Origin of the sequence: Mycolicibacterium novocastrense (assembly GCF_001570485.1) — a bacterium.
Taxonomy (GTDB): domain Bacteria; phylum Actinomycetota; class Actinomycetes; order Mycobacteriales; family Mycobacteriaceae; genus Mycobacterium; species Mycobacterium novocastrense.
Map to the genome: position 1 here is coordinate 103,657 of NZ_BCTA01000099.1, position 19,611 is coordinate 123,267.

Genomic DNA, 19,611 nt, shown 5'->3' on the forward strand with positions numbered 1-19,611 from the left:
GACGCCTCCTCGTAACAGTGGCATTAGCTTATCGCCTTTGTCGTAACGCAGCGCCGCTCCGGTCGGTATGTCCAGGGCACGTACCTGCGCGGGCATCATCTGTTCCACAATCATACGAATCATTCGCAGTGGATTTCCATGTGCCACAACTAATGTGACTGGCTGGTTCGCCAATCGACTGCTATCGCGGAAGTCCAATAGGGCAGAACCCGTGCTCGCACGTCGGCTAGAGGAGAACCCGCGTCATCAGTCGATCCGCCGCGAACAGCGGCGGAAATCCCCGTGCCAGCTCGCCACGAATGCGTGCGATTCACAGCCGTTCGCGTCGATGCGCATCCTTCCTCGTCCCGTATCCCGTAGGTCCCCAACCTCAAGGTATTATGGTCAGGCCTTAATCTCTTGACTGGAGTACCACATGCCAAAGGTTGTCTTCATCGCTCCGGACGGTTCGCAGCGCGTGGTGGATGCGCATCTCGGCGAGCCGGTCATGTCCGCCGCCGTACGCAACGGCGTTCCCGGCATCGTAGGCGAGTGTGGCGGAAACTGCAGCTGTGCCACCTGCCACATCTATGTCGATGAAGAGTTTGCAGTTGACGTTGGTGGGCCTCAGGGAATGGAAGAGGACCTACTCGAGCTCGGTGCTGCCGCCGAACGGCGTGAGTTGAGCCGATTGTCTTGTCAGATCACGATGATCGAGTCGCTCGACGGCCTGATCGTTCACATTCCAGAGGAGCAGTGAGGGTGAGCGCAGGGACGTTAATCGTCGGCGCCAGTCAAGCAGGAATCCAACTGGCTCTTTCGCTTCGTGATGCAGGAGAAGGCGGACCAATAACACTAGTTGGCGACGAGCCGCATGCGCCGTACCAACGGCCCCCATTGTCGAAGTCCTACTTGCAGGGTGACATCGGCTTCGAACAGCTGCTACTCCGTGCCCCGGAGTATTTGGCGGGCCAGGACATTTCGGTACTCACGGGTGAGCTTGTCAATTGGGTTGAACTAGAGGGGGAGGGGCCGTCAGGAGTCGCGCTTACAGCGTCAGGAGAAACGCTGTGGTTCGATAAGTTGGCGTTGACCGTTGGCGCCAGTCCACGGCGACTGGCCGTGTCGGGCGCCGATCTCGACGGGGTGATGTACCTCCGGACAGCGAATGACGCCGCGAAGCTGCGCCAGCTCCAGGGCGAAGCAGAATCCGTCGTCGTGGTCGGCGGCGGGTTCGTCGGACTCGAAGCCGCGGCGGTTGCGCGTGCCCAAGGTAAAACGGTGACCGTGGTTGAGGCCGCCGATCGGTTGATGGGGCGAGCCGTGGCACCCGTGGTCTCCGGCTTCTACCTCGATGCGCACGCGCGCCGCGGTGTCACCATATGTCTGAACGCGGAAGTAGTGTCGCTGACCGGGCGGGATGCCCGCGTGCAATCGGTGGAATTGTCAGACGGCAGCAGCCTTCCCGCAGATCTTGTAATCATCGGTATCGGAGTCGTGCCCCGGACCGAACTCGCGGACCAACTGGATCTCGTTTGTGACGGTGGCATTGTTGTCGACCGCTTCGCGCGTACCAGCAATCCGAACGTCGTGGCGGCGGGCGATTGCACTGTTCAACCCGATTGGCGTACCGGCAGCGGCAAAGTACGCTTGGAGTCGGTTCAAAACGCCATAATTCAGGCCAAAGCGGCTGCCGCGACATTGGCGGGCAGGGTGGAGTCAGACCTGCCGGTGCCGCGGTTCTGGTCCGAACAGTTCGATCTCAAGCTTCGCATCGCCGGCCTGTCGAGGGGACACGACTACTACTTGGTTCGCGGCGCTCCCGAACGTGAGTCATTCTCCGTGCTCTATTACCACGACGACGCTTTGATGGCGGTTGACTCCGTCAACGCGCCAGGTGACTACATGGCAGTACAAAAGGCGCTCGCCCAAGGATCCACAATCCGGGCCCAGGATGCCCGCGATGTCTCGGTTTCGCTTCGCGAGCTGATCCGTCCCGCACCCGCGGAAGCTAGACGAATACGTCCTCGATCTTGATCGGTCGACTCAAAATGTGTTGCGCCAGTGCGAACTCCAACAATTGCTCGAGCATTGGCCGGTTGAGCTCAACACCATAGGGCAGCGGGTCTGCGCCCGTCGTCTTCATCACCTCGGCGTACATCCGATCGGTTGGGCTGGTCACCCGTCCGTCGGAGAGCCGAGCGACATAGCGCTCCTTGGCTTTACTGAATGCTGCGTACACTGCAGCCGCAGCGTCCGGGTAGTGCTGCAGCACCTCGTCCTTGAGGACGATGAGGTGGTTGATGGGGTAGAACGAACGATCACGCAAGGCGCTGATTGCGGCACCGTGGGGGTCGGCGATCAACGGCGCGATATCAGGATGGTCGACGTCGACGCCGATGACCGCATCGATTTCGCCTGCGATCAACATATCGGCCAAGTCTGCGTCGGGGCCGGCGGAGACCACGTTGGGCGGAGGGACGTACGACTCCACGTGTTCGTCGCCGGAAAGCAGCCAAGTCACGCGGTCGAGGTCGACGTCGTGCTCCGCGGCGAGAATGCCGCGCGCCCACACACCCGTGGTGACGGTATACCCGCGGTTGACGCCGACCCGCCGGCCTTCGAGGTCTTTCGGGTGTCGGATCGTCGAGTGCCGGTTGTACAGGATGGCCCCGTGGTGAAACCCCCGCACGAGAAAGACTGGTAAGGCGGTGAAGGCGACACCGTGTTCACGTGCGGTCAGGTAGGTCGTGAGCGCCATCTCGCTGACGTCGAACTCCAGGTGCCGAACCATTCGGCGAAACCCCTTGACCAACACGGGTATTTCCTCGAACTTCAGCTGAAATCCTGCAGGAGCTACCGAGCCGTCCTTGACGGCTTGGTTGGCTCCTTGAGAGCGCGTCAGCGTGGTCAGCACGCGGCGGTTTTCAGGCATCAGTCTCCGGGCACTGGCGGCTTGGATAGCCTATTGGTAAATTGGCATGACCATTGTGTCACGGTCGCTGCGGGGCCGCGGCAAGTCATGCCATCATCCGGAGTCATCACCGCGGCACAACAGGCGATTTGCGGATCGCCCTGCGGCGAGCGCGGCAGTTTTAGGCGCCGGCTTTGAGCACATCGCGCTGATGCTGAGAGCACCGTATCCGGATCGTGTCGCGGAGTGTGTTGCCGAAACCATCGTTCCCGAGGGTCGAAGGGCTGGCGGTGTTGGCAACCCTTGGAAAACGGGCAGTTACCGGCAATGGCGGCCGATGCCGCGGATGGTAAATTGGCATGACCATAATGCCAAAAGGCGATTGCGAGGATGAGTTGGTCGAGCGCGTTTTGGCTGCTGTACGTACGGCGCCGAACACCACCGAGTTGCGGGATTTGCCCCTGCCGGAACTGTCCGATGATTCCGCGCTGCTGAAGGTGGAGGTCGCCGGGATATGCGGCACGGATGTCAAGATGTATTCCAAACCGCCATTCGACGAGCCGGTGATCATGGGCCACGAGAACGTCGGCATCATCGCCGCGGCGGGAAAGAAGTTCACGCGGTTGCACGGTGTGGGCGAAGGCGACCGAATCTTCGTCGAGCATTACGTTGGTTGCTATCAGTGCGAATGGTGCCGGATCGGCGAGTACCGCCACTGCGAGGCAACCGACTGGCGAACGAACGCCGATGCGCGCAGATACGGCTACACCTCAGCTAACAACGCCGGAACGCTGTGGGGTGGCTTCTCCGAGTACATGTACTTGCCGTGGAATGCGGTGGTACATAAGGTGCCCGACAGTGTCGATGCTGAACTGGCCGGTCTCGTTACTCCCTTGTCGAACGGCATCGAGTGGGCACTGATCGCCGCAGGTGTCGGTTACGCCGACACTGTCCTGATTCAAGGACCGGGCCAGCAGGGACTGTCGCAAGTCGTGGCTTGCAAGCAAGCCGGCGCGTCCCAAATCATCGTTACGGGCGCGACCCGGGACAAAGCTCGCCTGGACCTCGCGCTGGAACTCGGTGCAGACGAGGTCATCGACATCGTTGCAGAAGCTCCCCACGACCGGATAATGGACTTGACCAACGGGCGCGGCGTCGACTTCGTACTCGACTGCACCTCGCGGGCTGGTGTGGGACCGGTGTTACTCGGCATCGACGCCTTGAAACGCCGTGAGGGCACATTGCTCATCCAGGGGGAACTAGCTGCGTTCCCCGATTTTCCGGTGAAGAAGCTTACTGAGAAGGCCATCACGATCCGAAGCGCACGCGGCCATAGTTACCGCGCGTGTGAGCTCGCACTCGAACAGCTTGCGTCGCGACGGTTTCCGCTGGAGCGGCTGTCCACGCACAAGTTCGCGCTCGATCAGGTCGACAGGGCTATCCGAGCGCTGGCTGGTGAGACAGAGGACGCCGACGTGATCCACATTTCGCTGATGCCTTGGCTGGGAAAGGAGTCCTGACGGTGTCTGTCGTCATCCGCAATCCACCTCGCGCCCATCCCGCGGTGCGGGAGGAGCTCGCCCAGTTCGGCGTTGCGACCATTCATGAAGCACAGGGCCGCACCGGGCTGCTCGCTGCGTACATGAGGCCGATCTACACCGGTGCACGGGTCTGCGGATCCGCGGTGACTGTCAGTGTGCCGTCAGATGACAACTGGATGATCCATGTGGCGGTGGAGCAGTGTGAGGCAGGTGATGTCCTGGTAGTCGCTCCCGAAGAGCCCTCGGAGTATGGGTTTTTCGGTGAATTACTGGCCACGGCACTCGCGGCCCGGGGTGTGAGTGGTCTGGTGATCGACGCCGGATGCCGGGACGTCACGGAACTCGCGGCCATGAATTTTGCAGTCTGGTCGAAATGTGTCTCAGCACAGGGCACGGTGAAAAAACGTCTTGGCTCGGTCAATGTCGGGATTACTTGTGCCGGCGCCTGGGTCGAACCGGGTGACGTCGTGGTCGGCGACGACGACGGTGTCGTCGTCGTCCCCCGCACGGAGGCCGCTGCGGTCGCAGCGGCCGCCAGGCTGCGCGAGACCAGGGAAGCTGAGAACCGAAAGCGTTACATGCACGGTGAACTCAGCCTGGACGTCAACAACATGCGTGCCGACCTTGCCTGCGCGGGGTTGCGCTATGTCGACTATGAGGACGCCGTGCGGTGATCATTGACATCCACGGTCACTACACCACGTCACCGCCGGCGCATCAGGCGTTTCGTGACCAACAGCTCGCGGCGTTGGAAGATCCCAGCGTGCCCGCGCCGGCAGCGCCGAGGATCGGTGACGACGAGCTCCGAGAGAGCGTCGAGAACAATCAGCTGCGCGTGCTTCGCGAGCGAGGTGGTGATCTGATGCTGTTCTCGCCGAAAGCTTCCGGGATGGAGCACCATATAGCGGACCAGGCCACCGCCACCGCTTGGGCCCGTGCGTCCAACGACCTGGTCCACCGTGTGACGCAACTTTATCCCGACGCTTTCGCGCCAGTGGCTCAGTTGCCGCAGACGCCTTGTGGAGACCTGCGTGCGGTGGTCGACGAGCTACGACGTTGCGTGGATGAACTCGGTTTCGTCGGGTGCAACGTCAACCCGGACCCGACGGCCGGGTACTGGACGACGCCCCCGATGACGGACGAATACTGGTACCCGCTGTACGAGGTCATGATCGAGTTGGAAGTGCCTGCGATGGTGCATGTTTCGACCTCGTGTAATCCAAACTTCCACACGCTCGGCGCGCACTACCTCAACGCTGACACGAGCGTTTTCATGCAGTTCGTGGAGTCTGACTTGTTCCAGCGATTTCCGAAGCTGACCTTTGTGATCCCGCACGGAGGTGGCGCCGTCCCGTACCACTGGGGCCGTTACCGCGGCTTGGCGGCTCGGCTGGGCAGACCAGACCCAAGCGAACTCCTTGAAAATGTGTACTTCGACACTTGCGTCTATCACCAGGCTGGAATCGATCTGCTGCACCGGGTGATCGGTCCGGCGAACCTGCTTTTCGCGTCCGAAATGCTCGGCGCGGTTCGCGGAGTTGACCCGGACACCGGAGTCGCATGGGACGACACGCTTGTCTACATCAACGAACTCGATTTGAGTGAGAGAGAACACCACGCAGTGGTGGAGGGTAACGCGCGCAGGGTGTATCCCCGGCTGGACCGGCATTTGGCCAGTAAAGATCTCGCCGGCACCGGATCCGCCGTAGCCGACGTCCGCTTCGGATGAGGGGACGGGCGACATGGATAGGTCTCGCACGGCAAGCGGGGGGCGACTCAATACAACAGAAGGAGCCGAGAGTCGGTGAGCACGATCCCAGAGTTCGACGTCGATATCTTCTCCGACGAGGTGTTGCGTGATCCGTTTCCCACGTACGCCCGCATGCGTGAGCTGGGGCCGGTCGTCCGCCTGACCGCTAATGGCGTGCTCGCGGTGGCGCGGTATGCCGAAGTGCGGGCAGTCCTCATTGACCACACGCGATTCATATCCGGCAAAGGTGTCGGCTTCAACAGTCAGTTCAACGAGGTCCGTAGACACAGCGTCATCGCGTCCGACCCGCCACGCCACGAGATGCTGCGCGGTGTTCTCCAGGATCGTTTGGGGCCTCGCTCAATTCGCAATGTGGAGCAGGTCATTCGGCCCAGAGCTCAATCGCTTGTCGACGAGATGACCAGAAGAGGCTCCTTCGATGCGGTGACCGACTTCAGTCAGGTCTTTCCCGTAGAGGTCGTCGGAGAGCTGATCGGCCTCCCCGTTGATGCTCGCTCGGAGTTGCTGCGCTGGGCCAGCGGTGCGTTCAACGCCTTTGGGCCGCCAAGTGATCGCACCTCCGGAGGCCTGGCCGACATCGCCGAGCAGTTCGAGTACATCCGCACCGTCGCAACGAGGGACCAACTGGCGCCGGGCAGCATGGGTGCCGCGGTATACGAAGCGGCCGACGCTGGGATCATCCCCGAGGAGTACTGCCTGCACCTACTTTCGGCGTACCTTACGGCGGGGATGGACACGACCGTCAATGCGCTTGGGGCGATGGTGTGGCTGCTCGGGACGCATCCTGAGCAGTGGCACGAACTCCGCGGGTTACCGCACCGGGTCAACGCCGTCGTGAATGAGGTGTTGAGGATCGAAGCACCTGCGCAGCTCTTCTCCCGTGTCGCAGCGGTGGACGCCGAGGTAAGCGGAATTGAGATCGCCGCGGGTGAGCGGGTTGCTGTCATCTATGGAAGCGGCAATCGCGATGAGCGCCAGTATCCGGAGCCAGACAAATTCGACATTCACAGAAACGCCGCGGGTCATTTGACCTTTGGAACCGGTCTTCATGCCTGCGCGGGTCAGGTGTTGGCCCGGATCGAGCTCCAAGCGGTATTAGAATCGATGATCGAGCGCGTCGAGACGATCACGATTGGCGAGCCCATCCGCAAGCTCAACAACGTGTTGCGTGGATTCCATAGTGTCCCTGCGACTTTCACGCCCGCTGTGGTCAAGAATCCAGTACTTTCCGGAGAATCGGCGTGATCGGCAGTCGCCACAGCCATATCTATGTCGATGGTGTCTGGCAAGAGTCCAATTCCGATGCCTTCATCGACCTCACCGATCCGGCCACCGAGGACTGGGTCGGGAGCGTTCCAGACGGGAGCCCCGCCGATGTAGCGTCAGCGGCGATGGCGGCGCACGCCGCGCTGCGGGGGTGGGCCGAAGCGCCATCCAAAGATCGTGCAGCCCTGATCGCCGCGCTGGCCGACCGTTTCGATGAACGACGCGAGGAGATCGCGCACCTCGTGACGGCCCAGAATGGAGCCGTCATCTCGAGGTCACGTCGTACCAATGGCACTCGTCCCATAGCTCTCTACCGTCACTATGCCGAGGAAGCCGAATCGTTCGAGCCCGAAGTTGCTAGTGCCGACGGGAAGAACATCGTCAGACGTGAACCGGTGGGCGTCGTCGGGATCATCATCCCGTGGAATGCGCCCCAGTCACTATTAGCCCACAAGCTGGCTCCGGCTCTCGCCGCAGGGTGCACGGTCGTCGTGAAACCTGCGCAGGAAACACCTTTGGACTCATTGCTCATCGGGGAGCTCGCTGCGGCAGTCGGATTCCCTCCCGGTGTGATCAACATCGTCACCGGTGGCCGCACGACAGGGTCCGCGGTGGTTGACGATCCGAACATAGACATGGTGTCCTTCACGGGTTCCACGGATGCCGGTCGCGTAATCGCCTCGCGTGCAGGGCATTTGTTAAAGCCGGTCGTAGCGGAGCTGGGTGGGAAGTCGGCGGCCGTGTTGCTCGACGATGCGGACCTCGAGCTCTTCTCCGACAACTTGGTCACCACCTGCCTGCCGAATACGGGGCAGGTCTGCTACTCGTGCACGCGTGTCATCGCGCCTCGCGCACGCTTCAGCGATGTACTCGAGGTCGTCACATCATGCTTGGCCAGTGCTCAGGTGGGTGACCCGCTGGATCCAGGGACAGTCTTCGGTCCGCTTGTCAGCGCGGCGCAGCGTGCACGTGTCGAGGACTACATCGACTCGGCTCGTGCCGAAGGAGCTCGGGTGACCCTCGGAGGTGGCCGTCCGTCCATTGCGACCGGCTTCTACGTCGAGCCCACGGTGATCGTCGACGTCGACCGTACGATGCGCGTGTTCCGCGAAGAGATATTTGGGCCCGTGCTGGTCGTGGTTCCTCATGACGGAGATGAGGACGCGACACGAATGGCCAATGATTCGTCATATGGGCTTGGCGGTGCGGTGTTCAGTCGTGACGTCGAGCGTGCGACGGCGGTGGCGCGCAAAATGCATACCGGGCGCATCTCGATTAACGCGCGGAGCCACGGTGTCTCCGACCCAGCCGAGGGATACAAAGACAGCGGAGTCGGCGGCTCGCTCGAGATCTCCTCCCATCTTCGACTCAAGTCCATTGCCGGGGTGGCCGACGTCGACCGGCATGCGAAAAGCGCTCGGCAGTAAGAAGGCTTTGCCTGGCAACACTTGCGCGAACCCCGTTAACCCTGTCCATAACGTCGATGACGTTGCCGCCCAAAAAGGAAGGTCACATATGACAACCACAGTTCGCGACATCAGCATCATCCGAGCTGCCGTCGACCGTATCCAAACCGCTTTCGTGACAGGGCAACCAGCACTTCCGGTGCGCACGCTGATCGGCGCGGAGGACATTGATTCGGCGTATGCGGTTCAGCAGGAGCTCAACGCTCGCCGGGTGGCGGCGGGCGGAGTGGTAATCGGTCGAAAGATCGGCCTGACTGCTCCTTCAGTACAGCAACAACTCGGCGTCGACCAACCGGATTTCGGTGTCCTATTTGCGGACATGGACGCATCCGGCGAGACGCCCGTTCCTTATCGAAAGTTGTTGCAGCCCAAGGTCGAAGCCGAAGTCGCCTTCGTACTCGCGGAAGATATCGACAGAGATGTGTCAAGCGAAGATCAAATTCGAGGATCGATTCGCTACGCCGTTGCGGCACTGGAGATCGTGGACAGCCGCATAGCGAATTGGGACTTGAGTATCGCTGACACCGTGGCGGACAACGCCTCCAGCGGGCTGTTCGTTCTGGGGAAGAACCGGCTCGAAATCGACGAATTCGAGCCCCGGGACGTCGTCATGCGAATGTCGGCCGATGGCGTTCCGGTATCAGCCGGCTCTGGAGCGGCCTGTCTAGGTGACCCGATCCTTGCATTGATGTGGTTGGCCAGGACAGCTGCTGCGTACGGGCAGCCACTTCGCGCTGGCCAGATCGTTCTTTCAGGAGCGCTTGGACCCATGGCCGCGGTCAGGCCCGGAGTTCATGTCGAAGCGGAGATCGAGCCTTTGGGATCGGTTTCCGCCACGTTCTCAGAGGCATGATGGCAATGACGAAAGTCGCCATCATCGGTTCGGGGAACCTGGCACCGACCTACTGCAGAACATCATGCACATTACCGCGGTACTGGACGTCGCCGGGATGGTGGGCTTAGATCCCGCTAGCCGGCGTCCAAGGGGGAGAGGTCGGTTTCCAATAACCCGTGAGGGCCTACAGGGCCTGATTGCGATGTCTCATTTCGACGAGATCGACATCGTGCTATGGAGAAGCGAGGTTTGATCGTGCGCCTCGGCGTCGGTGGACGTCTACCGCCTTCGTCGCTGTAGCGCTTATTCGTCGAACCCTTCATCTGGGATGGCAAACACCGCCCGTGCGTTTTCGTTGAGATTGGCAAATCCATCGATAATCACCTGCTTCACGCGCATCTCGTTGTCAGCTATGCGAATCAGCCACGTGCGAAAGGCCGACCCGGTGAATTCTTCGCTGACCAACGAGGGTGCTTTCCAGCGTCGAAAGTAGAACTCAAAGATGGGTCGTCAGCTCGACCACACCCTCCTTCGCCGGGATGTAGGAAAGTACGTGGCGCAGTTCCAGGCGTTCGTCGAAGATCCCGGCCGGTTGGTCAAGGTACGTCTGCAGACCATCGCGGCCTTTCCACTGGTAACCACCACGAAAACCGATCTGAAAGTCGTCGGTGAGGACCGCCGCGAACATCGGTTCGGCATTCCGTTGCTTCTCCATGCTTAGGAACGCGTCGAGGGTGGCAATGAAGCCAGGCAAATCTGGGGCGCCGCTGAGCATTTCACTGTCGGCTTCCACTTTTTTGGACGTCATCAGCCGAGATTGCGGGCTAGCTCGGCGGCGGCGTCTGTTAGGGCAGTGCGAGCTTTGCGGATATCTGAGGGCCGGAATCGATAACTGGGCGCTGACGCATTCAGTGCCAGCCTCATCTGGGAACCTCCTACGGGTACGGCCACGGCAACGGACGCGACGCCTTCCTCACTTTCCTGGTTGCTGGTCGCAAACCCACTTTTCCTGACCTCTGCCAATTGAGCGCGCAGTTCGGTGAGGGTACGCACGGAATGCTCGGTGAGTGGCTCCAAATGTGGGTCGGGATACAACTGGTCAAGCTCGTCATCGGATAGTCCGGCGAGTAGGACTTTACCTGTCGACGTGCAATGTGCAGGACGTGTAGTACCCAAACGCGATATCACTCGAACAGCAGAAGGGCTTTCGAGTGCCGCGATGAAGCGAACGAGTCTGCCGTCCAACGTTCCTACGTGCACGGTTTCTTGCAACGTCTCCGCGAGGTGGCGCAGAATCGGCGCGGCGGTGCGCGGTATGTCCATCCTGGAGTGCACAGCGAACGCCACGTTCGTCAAGGACGGTCCGGGCTGGTATGCCCTGCTGATCGGATCTTGGCGGACAAAACCGCGGTACTGAAGCATGGATAACAGGCGATGCGCGGTCGACGAAGCGACCTGCAGGTACTCGCTGGCGTCAGTGAGCCGGATCTCAGAGCGGTCTCCGAGGAGGAGGATTAGGCGAAGAGCATTGTCGACAGACTCGATCGGATATTGCGGGAGCTTTCCGGTGCTGTCATGCTCCATGCCCGCGACAGGAGGTTTCTGCATGACAGAGACCTTACCGCGGTGAAAGCCGAATGCAGCTCGAAGAATCGCGACGCTCAGGCATCGGCGGCGTAATGTCGCCTCACCGCACAACATCTGGCACCGCCGTCGGCCCGGGCGGTCCGCAGACTTGCTTCCCGCGGCGTCGTCGTCGGTGACCAGTCCAATCCGTAGGCGGCGCAAAATCTCCGACGAAATCTGCTCGGCCAGTACCGCTGACAGCTGCTGGCATCCCACGCATGCCTGCCCGTGCGCAGCAGTACCGGGCCGGTCGTTTTCGTTACGGGCCCTGTGCCCACTCGTCGCAAATCGCGTGGGCAAGGAAGACATACTGCCTCGGGCGGTGAATGCCGTTGTGGACGTTTCGTCGAAGGCAACGAAGCGGGCTGCGCGGCAGTTCGACATGTCGGCGAAGCCGGTTGACTCCACCGGCAAATAGACGGCATACTCTCTGCTAGACAGAGTCGTGTTCTACATAACAGTGAAGGCGCCTCAGTCGAGGATTGGGTCCCGTCGCTGAGTCATGGAGTTGAAGATGCAGGATCACGGTGAGGTGTTGGCGGCAGTACGCACTGGCATGATTCCGGCGCACGTGTACAACGACAAGCAGATTTTCTCGCTCGAAAAGGAGCGGCTGTTCAGTCGGGCGTGGTTGTTCGTCGCGCACGAGTCCGAAATTCCGCAGCCGGGCGACTACGTGGTCAGGCAAGTGTTACAGGACTCGTTCATCGTCGCTCGTGATTCTGCAGGCGAGGTCCGGGTGATGTTCAATATGTGCCTCCATCGCGGTATGCAGATTTGTCGGGCGGAGATGGGGAACGCCTCGAATTTCAGATGCCCGTACCACGGGTGGTCTTACCGCAACGACGGCCGCATTATCGGACTGCCTTTTCACCAAGAGGCCTATGGAGGAGACGCGGGGTTCAACAAGACGGGTCAGACCCTGTTGCCAGCGCCGAGTGTGGCCAGCTACAACGGGTTGATCTTCCTGTCGATGGATCCTGACGCAGAATCGCTTGAAGACTACCTGGGTGATTTCAGGTTCTATCTCGATTTCTACACCAAGCAGGGCCCCAACGGTCTCGAGGTGCAAGGTCCTCAGCGTTGGCGGGTAAAAGCGAACTGGAAAATCGCAGCTGAGAATTTCGCCGGGGACATGTACCACACCCCGCAGACGCACACGTCGGTGGTCGAGATCGGCCTGTTCCGAGAGCCGAAGGCCCACAAGCGCAAAGACGGCGCAACCTATTGGGCGGGCAGAGGTGGGGGCACCACATACAAGCTGCCTGAGGGGAGTTTCGAAGACCGGATGAGCTATGTCGGCTACCCGGCGGAGATGATCAGTCGTGCCAAGGCGACCTGGACCGAGCAGCAGCGACAGGTCGTGGGCGCCGACGGGTTCATGATCTCGGCGGCGACGTGCTTTCCGAACATCAGTTTCGTGCACAACTGGCCGAAAGTGGAGGACGGCGAGCACGTCTTGCCGTTCATTTCGATTCGGGTATGGCAGCCCATTAGCGAGAACGAGACTGAGGTGCTGTCCTGGTTTGCGGTGGATTCTGATGCCCCGGAAGCGTTTAAGGCGGCCTCATACAAGGCTTATTTGATGTGTTTCGGCTCGACGGGAATGTTCGAACAAGACGATGTCGAGAACTGGGTGTCGCTGACCAACACCGCGGGGGGTTCGATGGCCCGCCGACTGCGGCTGAACAGCCGGATGGGGCTGCTCGCAGACGATGCCCGGGTGGTCGACACCCTAAGCAGCGCTCAGTTTCACGGGCCTGGATACGCTCAGCTCGGCTACAACGAGAACAATCAACGGGAATTATTGAGGCTCTGGGCTGACTACCTCGACATGCCGCCGCTGCGAGTCGACCCGGCTACTGTGCTCACGGACAACCCGCAAGGTATTGAGCCGATGGTGCAGACCAATGGCCGGGCCGTCGCCGGTATCGACTCGGAGTCGGCTACGACGTCGGTGACGCTGTGACCGTCGATGATCAACGCACTGGTCGACCCATGGCCCCATCGGTACTCGGTGCGCACGCCGCCCGCGCCCAACGTGTGGGGGAAGCCTTGCCGTTCGACGATTCTCGCCATCTGGAGGCGCATCGCTTCCTCGTCAACGAGGCGTACCTTCTCGATGCCCAAGACTACGACAGGTGGCTGGGTGTTCTTACCGAGGACATTCACTATTACATGCCGGTGCGGATCACCACCGCCGCCGGCGCCGGATTCGATACCTCAGCAGGAATGGCGCATTTCGACGAGAACAAATACTCACTCAGTCGCCGCGTTGCCCGATTCGCCACCGAGCACGCCTGGACTGAGGATCCGCCATCGCGCCTGCGCCACTTCATCACCAACGTGCGCACATTCCTCACCGACGACGCCGACTACCTCGCGGTCGACAGCGCTGAGTTGTTGTTCCGCAGCCGCGGCGACGTCAATGAGTCCACGCTCCTTTCATGCGGTCGTGAGGATCTCCTACGTCGCGATGGCAACGCCCTCAAACTCGCCCGGCGCACAATCGCCGTCGATGAATCAGTGCTTCGAATGCAGAATCTGGCGGTATTCCTATGAGCTCGAATCGACCCGGCGAGGGCGCGCAGTCACCACCACAATCGGGGTGCGAGGAACTGGCTACGCTGCTGGCCGGGGCGACCGGCGATGCACTTAACGTCGCCAACGAGTTCGCAGAGGTCGTCGTGCGCCGAGTGACCACTCGCAACGGAGCTCGGCTGTTGATTCAGGCGCCAAAATCGGCGCAGTGGGTGTCGCTGGATGCCTTAGAGATCGAGGCGTTGACCTGGCAGAACCCAGCCACCTTAGCGGCCATGGTGGGGAACGCAGGTACTCCCTTGATTCTGGGCGACGAGGTATGACTGGCTGGCTGGCGGGCAAACGCGCATTGATCGTCGGCGGAGGTTCGGGTATCGGTCGGGCCACCGTCGACGCGTTCTTGAACGAGGATGCCCAGGTCGCCGTGCTCGAGTACGACAGCGATAAGTGCGCGGCGCTGCGCCATCAGCTGCCCGACATCCCGGTAATCGAGGGTGATGGGACCACCCACACCGCCAACGACGAAGCTGTGCAGGTCGCTGCCGACGCGTTCGGCGGACTCGACACATTGGTGAACTGCGTGGGGATCTTCGATTTCTACCGTCGTCTTCAGGACATCCCCCCCGAGCGAATCGACAAGGCGTTCGACGAGATGTTTCGTATCAACGTCCTGAGTCATATCCACTCAGTCAAGGCTGCAGTGCCGGCATTGATGGGCCAGGACGGCGCCTCGATCATCCTCACCGAGTCCGCTTCATCATTTTATCCAGGACGTGGCGGCCTGCTGTATGTCGCGTCGAAGTTCGCGGTGCGTGGCCTCGTCACCGCACTGGCTCACGAACTCGCGCCGAGGATCCGTGTGAACGGTGTTGCCCCAGGGGGAACGTTGAACACCGACCTGCGCGGACTCGACAGTCTCGACCTTGGCGCCCGCCGTCTGGATGCTGCACCCGACCGGGCCCGCGAATTGGCTGCTCGCACACCGCTCAACGTGGCCCTATCGGGTCACGACCACGCGTGGAGTTACGTCTTTCTCGCTTCGCACCGCTCCCGCGGGCTTACCGGCGAAACGATCCGCCCCGACGGCGGTTTCAGCCTCGGACCTGCACCCCAGCGCAATTGAACCCGACGAACATAGGGAAGGAAAGCACATGGACGGAGTCATAAAGGCTAACCACGCGGTATGTCAGGGATACGCGAACTGTGTCGTAGCCGCCGAGGACTACTTCGACATCGACGACCGGGGACTCGTGTTGGTCCGGAAGACGGAGGTCCCTTCCGCGGACAGGACCCGGGTCGAGGAGGCTGCGCGCAGCTGTCCGGTGGCAGCGTTAGAAGTCGTAGACGAATGACGTCACGGGTCGTCATCGTCGGCAGTTCTGTCGGCGGGGTCCGCACGGCCCAGGCGCTGCGATCGGAAGGCTACGACGGCGACATCGTCCTCGTGGGCGAGGAAACTGCACTGCCCTACGACAAACCGCCGCTATCCAAAGCGTTGCTTGCGGGTACGAGTGACATCGCGGCTGCGACGTTACTCACCAGAGACGCTGCCGCCGCCGACGCCATCGAGCTTCGCCTCGGCCGCCGCGCGATCGGAGTGGATGTCGCAGCGTGTGAGGTTGAGTTCGCCGATGATGAGCCCCTGCACTACGACCACCTGGTGGTGGCCACCGGAGCGAGCGCGCGACCATCCCCGTGGGGCCAGGGACCGGGCGTTCATGTGCTACGCACCCTAGAGGACTGTCTGCGGCTAAGAGCCGACCTCGTTGCCGGTGCCCGCCTCGTGGTGATCGGGGCAGGATTTATTGGGGCCGAGGTCGCGTCAACCGCGCGGTCACTGGGGCTGCAAGTGACGGTTGTCGACCCGGTGCCGGTGCCGATGAGCCGGGTGCTTACCGAAGAGATCGGTGGGTGGTTCGTCGATTTGCACCGAGACCACGGAGTGCACACGCGATTCGGCGTCGGTGTCGAGAATATTGAGGGGGAGCGCGGCAACTTGGAGGTCGGCCTCACGGACGGGACCGTCGTGGAAGCCGACACGGTGGTGGTGGGCATCGGCGCCGTTCCGAACGACGGCTGGCTGATGCCGTCGGGACTGGTCGTCGATGACGGCCTGGTCTGCGACCAGTTCTGCCGCGCCGTCACGTCAGAGAACGTCTACGCAGTCGGCGACGTGTCGCGTTGGTTTCATCGCGCCCGCGGCGTGATGATGCGCATCGAACACTGGACAAACGCGGTCGACCAGGCGTCTTGCGTCGCGCACAATATCTCGCACCCCGACCATCTGCGCTGCTACGAGCCCGTCGAGTACGTATGGAGCGACCAGTACGACTGGAAGATCCAGTTTTGCGGCCAAACAACTCACCTAAGTGAGCCACTCGTCGTCGGAGATCGATTGTCCGACAATCGATTCACAGCGCTCTACCCCGATCGCGAGCAACGTTTGAGCGGCGCCGCGATCGTGAACTGGCCTCGAGCACTGATCGAGTGCAGGCGTGCACTGAAGGTCGGCAGCGATCTCGAAACTGTGCGGGAGAGGCTCGAACTGTTAACGAACCCACCCGACACTGCCGCGACGCGATCACCATAGTGCGGCCACGCGTGGTTGCCCGCTGCATCAGACGTGACACTGTACGTCCGCCGAAGATGCTCGCTGCGGCGCCGCAATCTTAGTTCGACAACGTCTCACCAGCGGGAAACACGGCCCTCAAGATAAACACCTTGCCGTTATCTCGCCTCACCCGATCCCGAGTTGCTCCCCAGCGGCAACAGTGTCCTCATTGCGTTGTGCGCCGATCCGAGATGACTAGCGGAGCTGGCGCGAGTCGGCACGGGGGGCTGCCGACGTGCTGGCTGAAGAAGATAGTCTTTCCGCAGATCGGCGCGCGAGCAGCTCAACGAACACGCTCGCAAGTCCATCCGGGAGCACCCGCGACACCACGAATTGCGGCACCGGATGATCTGGATGGCGGCGGAGTCGGCGAATTCGTCTAGCGTGCTGCATATCTCGAGCTTTCGCCCCGTTAGGGGTACTGACCCAAGAGGTCAGCTCAGTGCGGCCCGTGCGGTATTGACGCAACCGGCGGGTGCCGATAATCTCTAATTGACAGAGTGTCATTCTGCCAACCAGAGAAGGTAGCCAATGTCCACCGCCGAGAGTTCAGAGCTCCGCGAATTTGACGTCGAGCTCGAGGCTGCCAACTTACGTGGGCAATGGATATACGACGAAATGCTGGAAAGCGTCGTCGGCGGCCCCAAGCCCGCCGGTGTTCCGTTTCTGTGGCGATGGCACGATGTTTACGCGAAGCTTCTGAAGTCGTGCGACGTGATGCCCGAAAGTTTGACGGCGCGACGCAATCTCTCGTTCATCAATCCGGATGCCCGGGGAACCACGCACACCATGAACATGGGCATGCAGATGCTCAAGCCCGGCGAGATTGCCTATGCGCACCGCCATACCATGGCAGCGCTGCGGTTCGCTATTCAAGGCGGCCCCGGCCTGATTACTGTGGTGGACGGCGAGCCGTGCCAAATGGAGGACTACGACCTTGTCTTAACCCCTCGCTGGACGTGGCACGACCACGAGAATGCCACCTCGGAGAACGTCGTTTGGCTCGACGTGCTTGATATCGGATTGGTGCTCGGGCTCAATGTTCCCTTCTATGAGTCCTACGGCGAGAAGCGCCAACCTCAACGCGACGAGCCGGGAGAGCATCTCGCCGACCGGGGGGGCCTGCTGCGCCCTGCGTGGGAGCAGGTCAAGACGGCGAACTTTCCATTCCGCTATCCGTGGCGCGACGTCGAGCGGCAGCTCCAGCGGATGGCGGGCCTTGCGGGCAGTCCTTACGACGGCGTCGTCCTGCGTTATGCCAACCCCGTCACAGGCGGATCGACCATGCCAACGCTCGATTGCTGGGTGCAATTGCTGCGGCCCGGCCAGCGGACCGACGCCCATCGCCACACGTCGAGTGCCGTGTATTTCGTCGTGCGTGGCGAAGGGACGACGGTCGTCGACGACGTGGAGCTTGACTGGGGGCCCCACGACAGTTTCGCGGTGCCTAACTGGAGCACCCATCACTTCGTCAACCGGTCGACGGAAGATGCCGTGCTGTTCTCGGTCAACGACATCCCCACACTTAAGGCACTCGATCTCTACTACGAAGAGCCCGAGCTGTCATTGGGGGCGCACCCGTTTCCCCCAGTACCCGCCAACGTCCGAGCCCGCTGACGTTTCACCAGAAAGGCAATGCCTGTGCCTGACACGAAGTTGACCGTTGATGACATCACAGGGGTCGTCGGCATCATTCCTACGCCCTCCATCCCGACGGCCGACCAGCCCGACACAACATTCTCCGTGGACCTCGACGAGGCGGCGACGCTCGCCGACTCGATGGTCCGCGGCGGGGTCGACGTGCTTATGACCACAGGCACCTTCGGCGAGTGTGCCTCGCTGACATGGGACGAGTTGCAAAGCTTCGTCGCCACCGTCGTCGATGCCGTCGCGGGTCGAATTCCGGTTTTCGCTGGAGCGACGACGCTCAACACCCGCGATACGATCACTCGAGGTCGTCGGCTCGGCGAGCTCGGTGCCGACGGTTTGTTCGTCGGTCGTCCGATGTGGCTGCCCCTCGACGACGCCGGAATTGTGCGCTTCTATCGCGATGTGGCCGAGGCAGTGCCGAACCTGGCATTGGTGGTCTACGACAACCCGGGCGCCTTCAAGGGAAAGATCGGGACCCCCGCATACGAGGCGCTTAGCCAGATACCACAGGTTGTCGCTGCCAAGCACCTCGGACTGCTCAGTGGCTCCGCCTTCCTCTCCGACCTCCGCGCCGTCGGCGGTCGTGTGCGGCTACTGCCGCTTGAGACCGACTGGTACTACTTTGCCCGGCTATTCCCAGAGGAGGTCACCGCCTGTTGGTCGGGCAATGTGGCCTGCGGTCCTGCGCCGGTAACCCACTTGCGCGACTTAATCCGAGCCGGCCGCTGGGACGACTGCCAAACGCTCACCGACGAACTGGAGGCCGCTCTCGCGACGCTCTACCCGGGCGGCAACTTCGCTGAATTCCTCAAGTACAGCATCCAGATCGACAACGCCCAATTCCAGGCGGCCGGTTTTATGCGCACGGGGCCCACCCGACCGCCGTACACCGAAGTGCCGGAGTCCTATTTGGCTGGCGGGCGCGAGGCCGGCAAGAACTGGGCCGCACTCCAGCAGCGCTATGCGTCACTTGCCGTCTCGAACCACTGAATCGCCTGAGGACAGCACATGTTGGTGAAGGCGTTGGGTTATGTGGGTGTGGAGTCTCCGGATGCGAAGGAGTGGTTGGAGTTCGGTCCGGAGGTTTTGGGGATGGAGGCGGTGGAGGCGGCCAGTGGGTCGGTTCTGTTGCGGATCGATGACGCCGATCACCGTTTGGCTGTGCATCACGGAGAGCGCAACCGGATGTTGTATGCGGGTTGGGATGTGGGCAGCGAGGAGGCGGTTGAGGCTGCCGGGGAGTTGTTGCATCGGCAGGGTATTGGGTTTGAGGTGGGAACCGAGGAGGACTGCGCAGCCCGCGGTGTGTTGGGCTTTGTGACGCTGTCGGATCCTTCGGGGTTGCGTCATGAGTTGTTTTACGGTCAGAAGGTGGTGCCGGGTTCCTTCCGGCCCGGTCGTGCGATATCGG

At 61.5% G+C, this 19,611-nt stretch carries 20 protein-coding genes and 1 pseudogene; 17 read left to right on the forward strand and 4 right to left on the reverse strand.

All coding sequences use genetic code 11. The features are described 5' to 3' along the window. The first annotated feature begins 415 nt into the window (after positions 1–415). Positions 416–739 (forward strand): 2Fe-2S iron-sulfur cluster-binding protein, encoded by a 324-nt coding sequence (locus RMCN_RS29800; RefSeq protein ID WP_067396776.1) that lies wholly within the window; start codon positions 416–418, stop codon positions 737–739. A 2-nt stretch (positions 740–741) separates the two neighbouring features. After that, positions 742–2,016, forward strand: a complete 1,275-nt coding sequence (locus RMCN_RS29805) for an NAD(P)/FAD-dependent oxidoreductase (RefSeq protein WP_067396779.1) — start codon at positions 742–744, stop codon at positions 2,014–2,016. Here RMCN_RS29805 and RMCN_RS29810 read toward each other — a convergent pair. Next, positions 1,991–2,914, reverse strand: coding sequence for a substrate-binding domain-containing protein (locus tag RMCN_RS29810; RefSeq protein ID WP_067396782.1), 924 nt, complete (start codon positions 2,912–2,914; stop codon positions 1,991–1,993). The genes RMCN_RS29805 and RMCN_RS29810 overlap by 26 nt on opposite strands. A 338-nt stretch (positions 2,915–3,252) precedes the next feature. On the opposite strand from RMCN_RS29810, the gene RMCN_RS29815 reads away from it, so the two are divergent. The 6 genes from RMCN_RS29815 (at position 3,253) to RMCN_RS29840 (ending at position 9,790) form a co-directional block, all read left to right on the forward strand. Continuing rightward, positions 3,253–4,413 (forward strand): zinc-dependent alcohol dehydrogenase, encoded by a 1,161-nt coding sequence (locus RMCN_RS29815; RefSeq protein ID WP_084377873.1) that lies wholly within the window; start codon positions 3,253–3,255, stop codon positions 4,411–4,413. A gap of 2 nt (positions 4,414–4,415) precedes the next feature. Next, the gene (locus tag RMCN_RS29820) at positions 4,416–5,108 is read left to right on the forward strand and encodes a 4-carboxy-4-hydroxy-2-oxoadipate aldolase/oxaloacetate decarboxylase (protein WP_067396786.1); all 693 of its coding nucleotides are present in this window, start codon (positions 4,416–4,418) and stop codon (positions 5,106–5,108) included. Continuing rightward, positions 5,105–6,163, forward strand: coding sequence for an amidohydrolase family protein (locus RMCN_RS29825; protein ID WP_067396788.1), 1,059 nt, complete (start codon positions 5,105–5,107; stop codon positions 6,161–6,163). The genes RMCN_RS29820 and RMCN_RS29825 overlap by 4 nt, the downstream gene beginning before the upstream one ends. 75 nt (positions 6,164–6,238) lie before the next feature. Then, on the forward strand, positions 6,239–7,450 hold the full coding sequence (locus RMCN_RS29830; RefSeq protein ID WP_067396789.1) for a cytochrome P450: 1,212 nt from the start codon (positions 6,239–6,241) through the stop codon (positions 7,448–7,450). Beyond that, positions 7,447–8,898: an aldehyde dehydrogenase family protein gene (locus tag RMCN_RS29835; RefSeq protein ID WP_067396791.1), complete on the forward strand. Its 1,452-nt coding sequence runs from the start codon at positions 7,447–7,449 to the stop codon at positions 8,896–8,898. Before RMCN_RS29830 ends, RMCN_RS29835 begins: the two co-directional genes overlap by 4 nt. 88 nt (positions 8,899–8,986) lie before the next feature. Next, positions 8,987–9,790, forward strand: coding sequence for a 2-keto-4-pentenoate hydratase (locus tag RMCN_RS29840; protein WP_067396793.1), 804 nt, complete (start codon positions 8,987–8,989; stop codon positions 9,788–9,790). A gap of 285 nt (positions 9,791–10,075) precedes the next feature. Here the strand turns inward: RMCN_RS29840 and RMCN_RS31750 are convergent, their stop codons facing one another. The 3 genes from RMCN_RS31750 to RMCN_RS29850 are packed head-to-tail and all read right to left on the reverse strand — an operon-like array spanning position 10,076 to position 11,380. After that, positions 10,076–10,237 (reverse strand): hypothetical protein, encoded by a 162-nt coding sequence (locus RMCN_RS31750; protein WP_234787836.1) that lies wholly within the window; start codon positions 10,235–10,237, stop codon positions 10,076–10,078. Between the two features lie 31 nt (positions 10,238–10,268). Then, entirely contained in the window at positions 10,269–10,580 is a 312-nt protein-coding gene (locus RMCN_RS31755; RefSeq protein WP_234787837.1) for a hypothetical protein, read from the reverse strand. Beyond that, entirely contained in the window at positions 10,580–11,380 is an 801-nt protein-coding gene (locus RMCN_RS29850) for an IclR family transcriptional regulator (RefSeq protein WP_067396825.1), read from the reverse strand. The genes RMCN_RS31755 and RMCN_RS29850 overlap by 1 nt, the downstream gene beginning before the upstream one ends. 532 nt (positions 11,381–11,912) lie before the next feature. Between RMCN_RS29850 and RMCN_RS29855 the strand changes: the two genes are divergently transcribed. From RMCN_RS29855 to RMCN_RS29895, 9 genes and pseudogenes are all read left to right on the forward strand, one after another. Beyond that, positions 11,913–13,367 (forward strand): aromatic ring-hydroxylating dioxygenase subunit alpha, encoded by a 1,455-nt coding sequence (locus RMCN_RS29855; RefSeq protein ID WP_014211435.1) that lies wholly within the window; start codon positions 11,913–11,915, stop codon positions 13,365–13,367. A 29-nt stretch (positions 13,368–13,396) separates the two neighbouring features. Then, complete coding sequence (locus RMCN_RS29860) at positions 13,397–13,960, forward strand: 3-phenylpropionate/cinnamic acid dioxygenase subunit beta (RefSeq protein ID WP_014211436.1); 564 nt, start codon at positions 13,397–13,399, stop codon at positions 13,958–13,960. After that, positions 13,957–14,262 (forward strand): hypothetical protein, encoded by a 306-nt coding sequence (locus RMCN_RS29865; protein ID WP_067396794.1) that lies wholly within the window; start codon positions 13,957–13,959, stop codon positions 14,260–14,262. Before RMCN_RS29860 ends, RMCN_RS29865 begins: the two co-directional genes overlap by 4 nt. Continuing rightward, complete coding sequence (gene hcaB, locus RMCN_RS29870) at positions 14,259–15,062, forward strand: 3-(cis-5,6-dihydroxycyclohexa-1,3-dien-1-yl)propanoate dehydrogenase (RefSeq protein WP_067396796.1); 804 nt, start codon at positions 14,259–14,261, stop codon at positions 15,060–15,062. Before RMCN_RS29865 ends, hcaB begins: the two co-directional genes overlap by 4 nt. Before the next feature lie 28 nt (positions 15,063–15,090). Beyond that, the gene (locus tag RMCN_RS29875; RefSeq protein ID WP_014211439.1) at positions 15,091–15,291 is read left to right on the forward strand and encodes a ferredoxin; all 201 of its coding nucleotides are present in this window, start codon (positions 15,091–15,093) and stop codon (positions 15,289–15,291) included. Further along, entirely contained in the window at positions 15,288–16,529 is a 1,242-nt protein-coding gene (locus RMCN_RS29880) for an NAD(P)/FAD-dependent oxidoreductase (RefSeq protein WP_067396799.1), read from the forward strand. Before RMCN_RS29875 ends, RMCN_RS29880 begins: the two co-directional genes overlap by 4 nt. A gap of 552 nt (positions 16,530–17,081) precedes the next feature. After that, on the forward strand, positions 17,082–18,167 hold the full coding sequence (locus RMCN_RS29885) for a cupin domain-containing protein (protein ID WP_067396802.1): 1,086 nt from the start codon (positions 17,082–17,084) through the stop codon (positions 18,165–18,167). An 18-nt stretch (positions 18,168–18,185) separates the two neighbouring features. Then, a complete protein-coding gene (locus RMCN_RS29890) occupies positions 18,186–19,190 on the forward strand; it encodes a dihydrodipicolinate synthase family protein (protein WP_234787838.1) in 1,005 nt (334 codons plus the stop codon). A gap of 18 nt (positions 19,191–19,208) precedes the next feature. Then, positions 19,209–19,611: pseudogene (locus RMCN_RS29895) on the forward strand (VOC family protein); the annotation flags it as partial.

Excerpts from the sequence above, each read along its gene's own strand:
- RMCN_RS29840 (WP_067396793.1), top strand. The coding sequence starts at position 8,987 with ATGACAACCACAGTTCGCGACATCAGCATCATCCGAGCTGCCGTCGAC.
- RMCN_RS29860 (WP_014211436.1), top strand. The coding sequence starts at position 13,397 with ATGGCCCCATCGGTACTCGGTGCGCACGCCGCCCGCGCCCAACGTGTG.
- RMCN_RS29855 (WP_014211435.1), top strand. The coding sequence starts at position 11,913 with ATGCAGGATCACGGTGAGGTGTTGGCGGCAGTACGCACTGGCATGATT.
- RMCN_RS29890 (WP_234787838.1), top strand. The coding sequence starts at position 18,186 with ATGCCTGTGCCTGACACGAAGTTGACCGTTGATGACATCACAGGGGTC.
- RMCN_RS29850 (WP_067396825.1), bottom strand. The coding sequence starts at position 11,380 with ATGCAGAAACCTCCTGTCGCGGGCATGGAGCATGACAGCACCGGAAAG.
- RMCN_RS29815 (WP_084377873.1), top strand. The coding sequence starts at position 3,253 with ATGACCATAATGCCAAAAGGCGATTGCGAGGATGAGTTGGTCGAGCGC.
- hcaB (WP_067396796.1), top strand. The coding sequence starts at position 14,259 with ATGACTGGCTGGCTGGCGGGCAAACGCGCATTGATCGTCGGCGGAGGT.
- RMCN_RS29865 (WP_067396794.1), top strand. The coding sequence starts at position 13,957 with ATGAGCTCGAATCGACCCGGCGAGGGCGCGCAGTCACCACCACAATCG.
- RMCN_RS29885 (WP_067396802.1), top strand. The coding sequence starts at position 17,082 with ATGTCCACCGCCGAGAGTTCAGAGCTCCGCGAATTTGACGTCGAGCTC.
- RMCN_RS29810 (WP_067396782.1), bottom strand. The coding sequence starts at position 2,914 with ATGCCTGAAAACCGCCGCGTGCTGACCACGCTGACGCGCTCTCAAGGA.
- RMCN_RS29800 (WP_067396776.1), top strand. The coding sequence starts at position 416 with ATGCCAAAGGTTGTCTTCATCGCTCCGGACGGTTCGCAGCGCGTGGTG.
- RMCN_RS31755 (WP_234787837.1), bottom strand. The coding sequence starts at position 10,580 with ATGACGTCCAAAAAAGTGGAAGCCGACAGTGAAATGCTCAGCGGCGCC.
- RMCN_RS29880 (WP_067396799.1), top strand. The coding sequence starts at position 15,288 with ATGACGTCACGGGTCGTCATCGTCGGCAGTTCTGTCGGCGGGGTCCGC.
- RMCN_RS29875 (WP_014211439.1), top strand. The coding sequence starts at position 15,091 with ATGGACGGAGTCATAAAGGCTAACCACGCGGTATGTCAGGGATACGCG.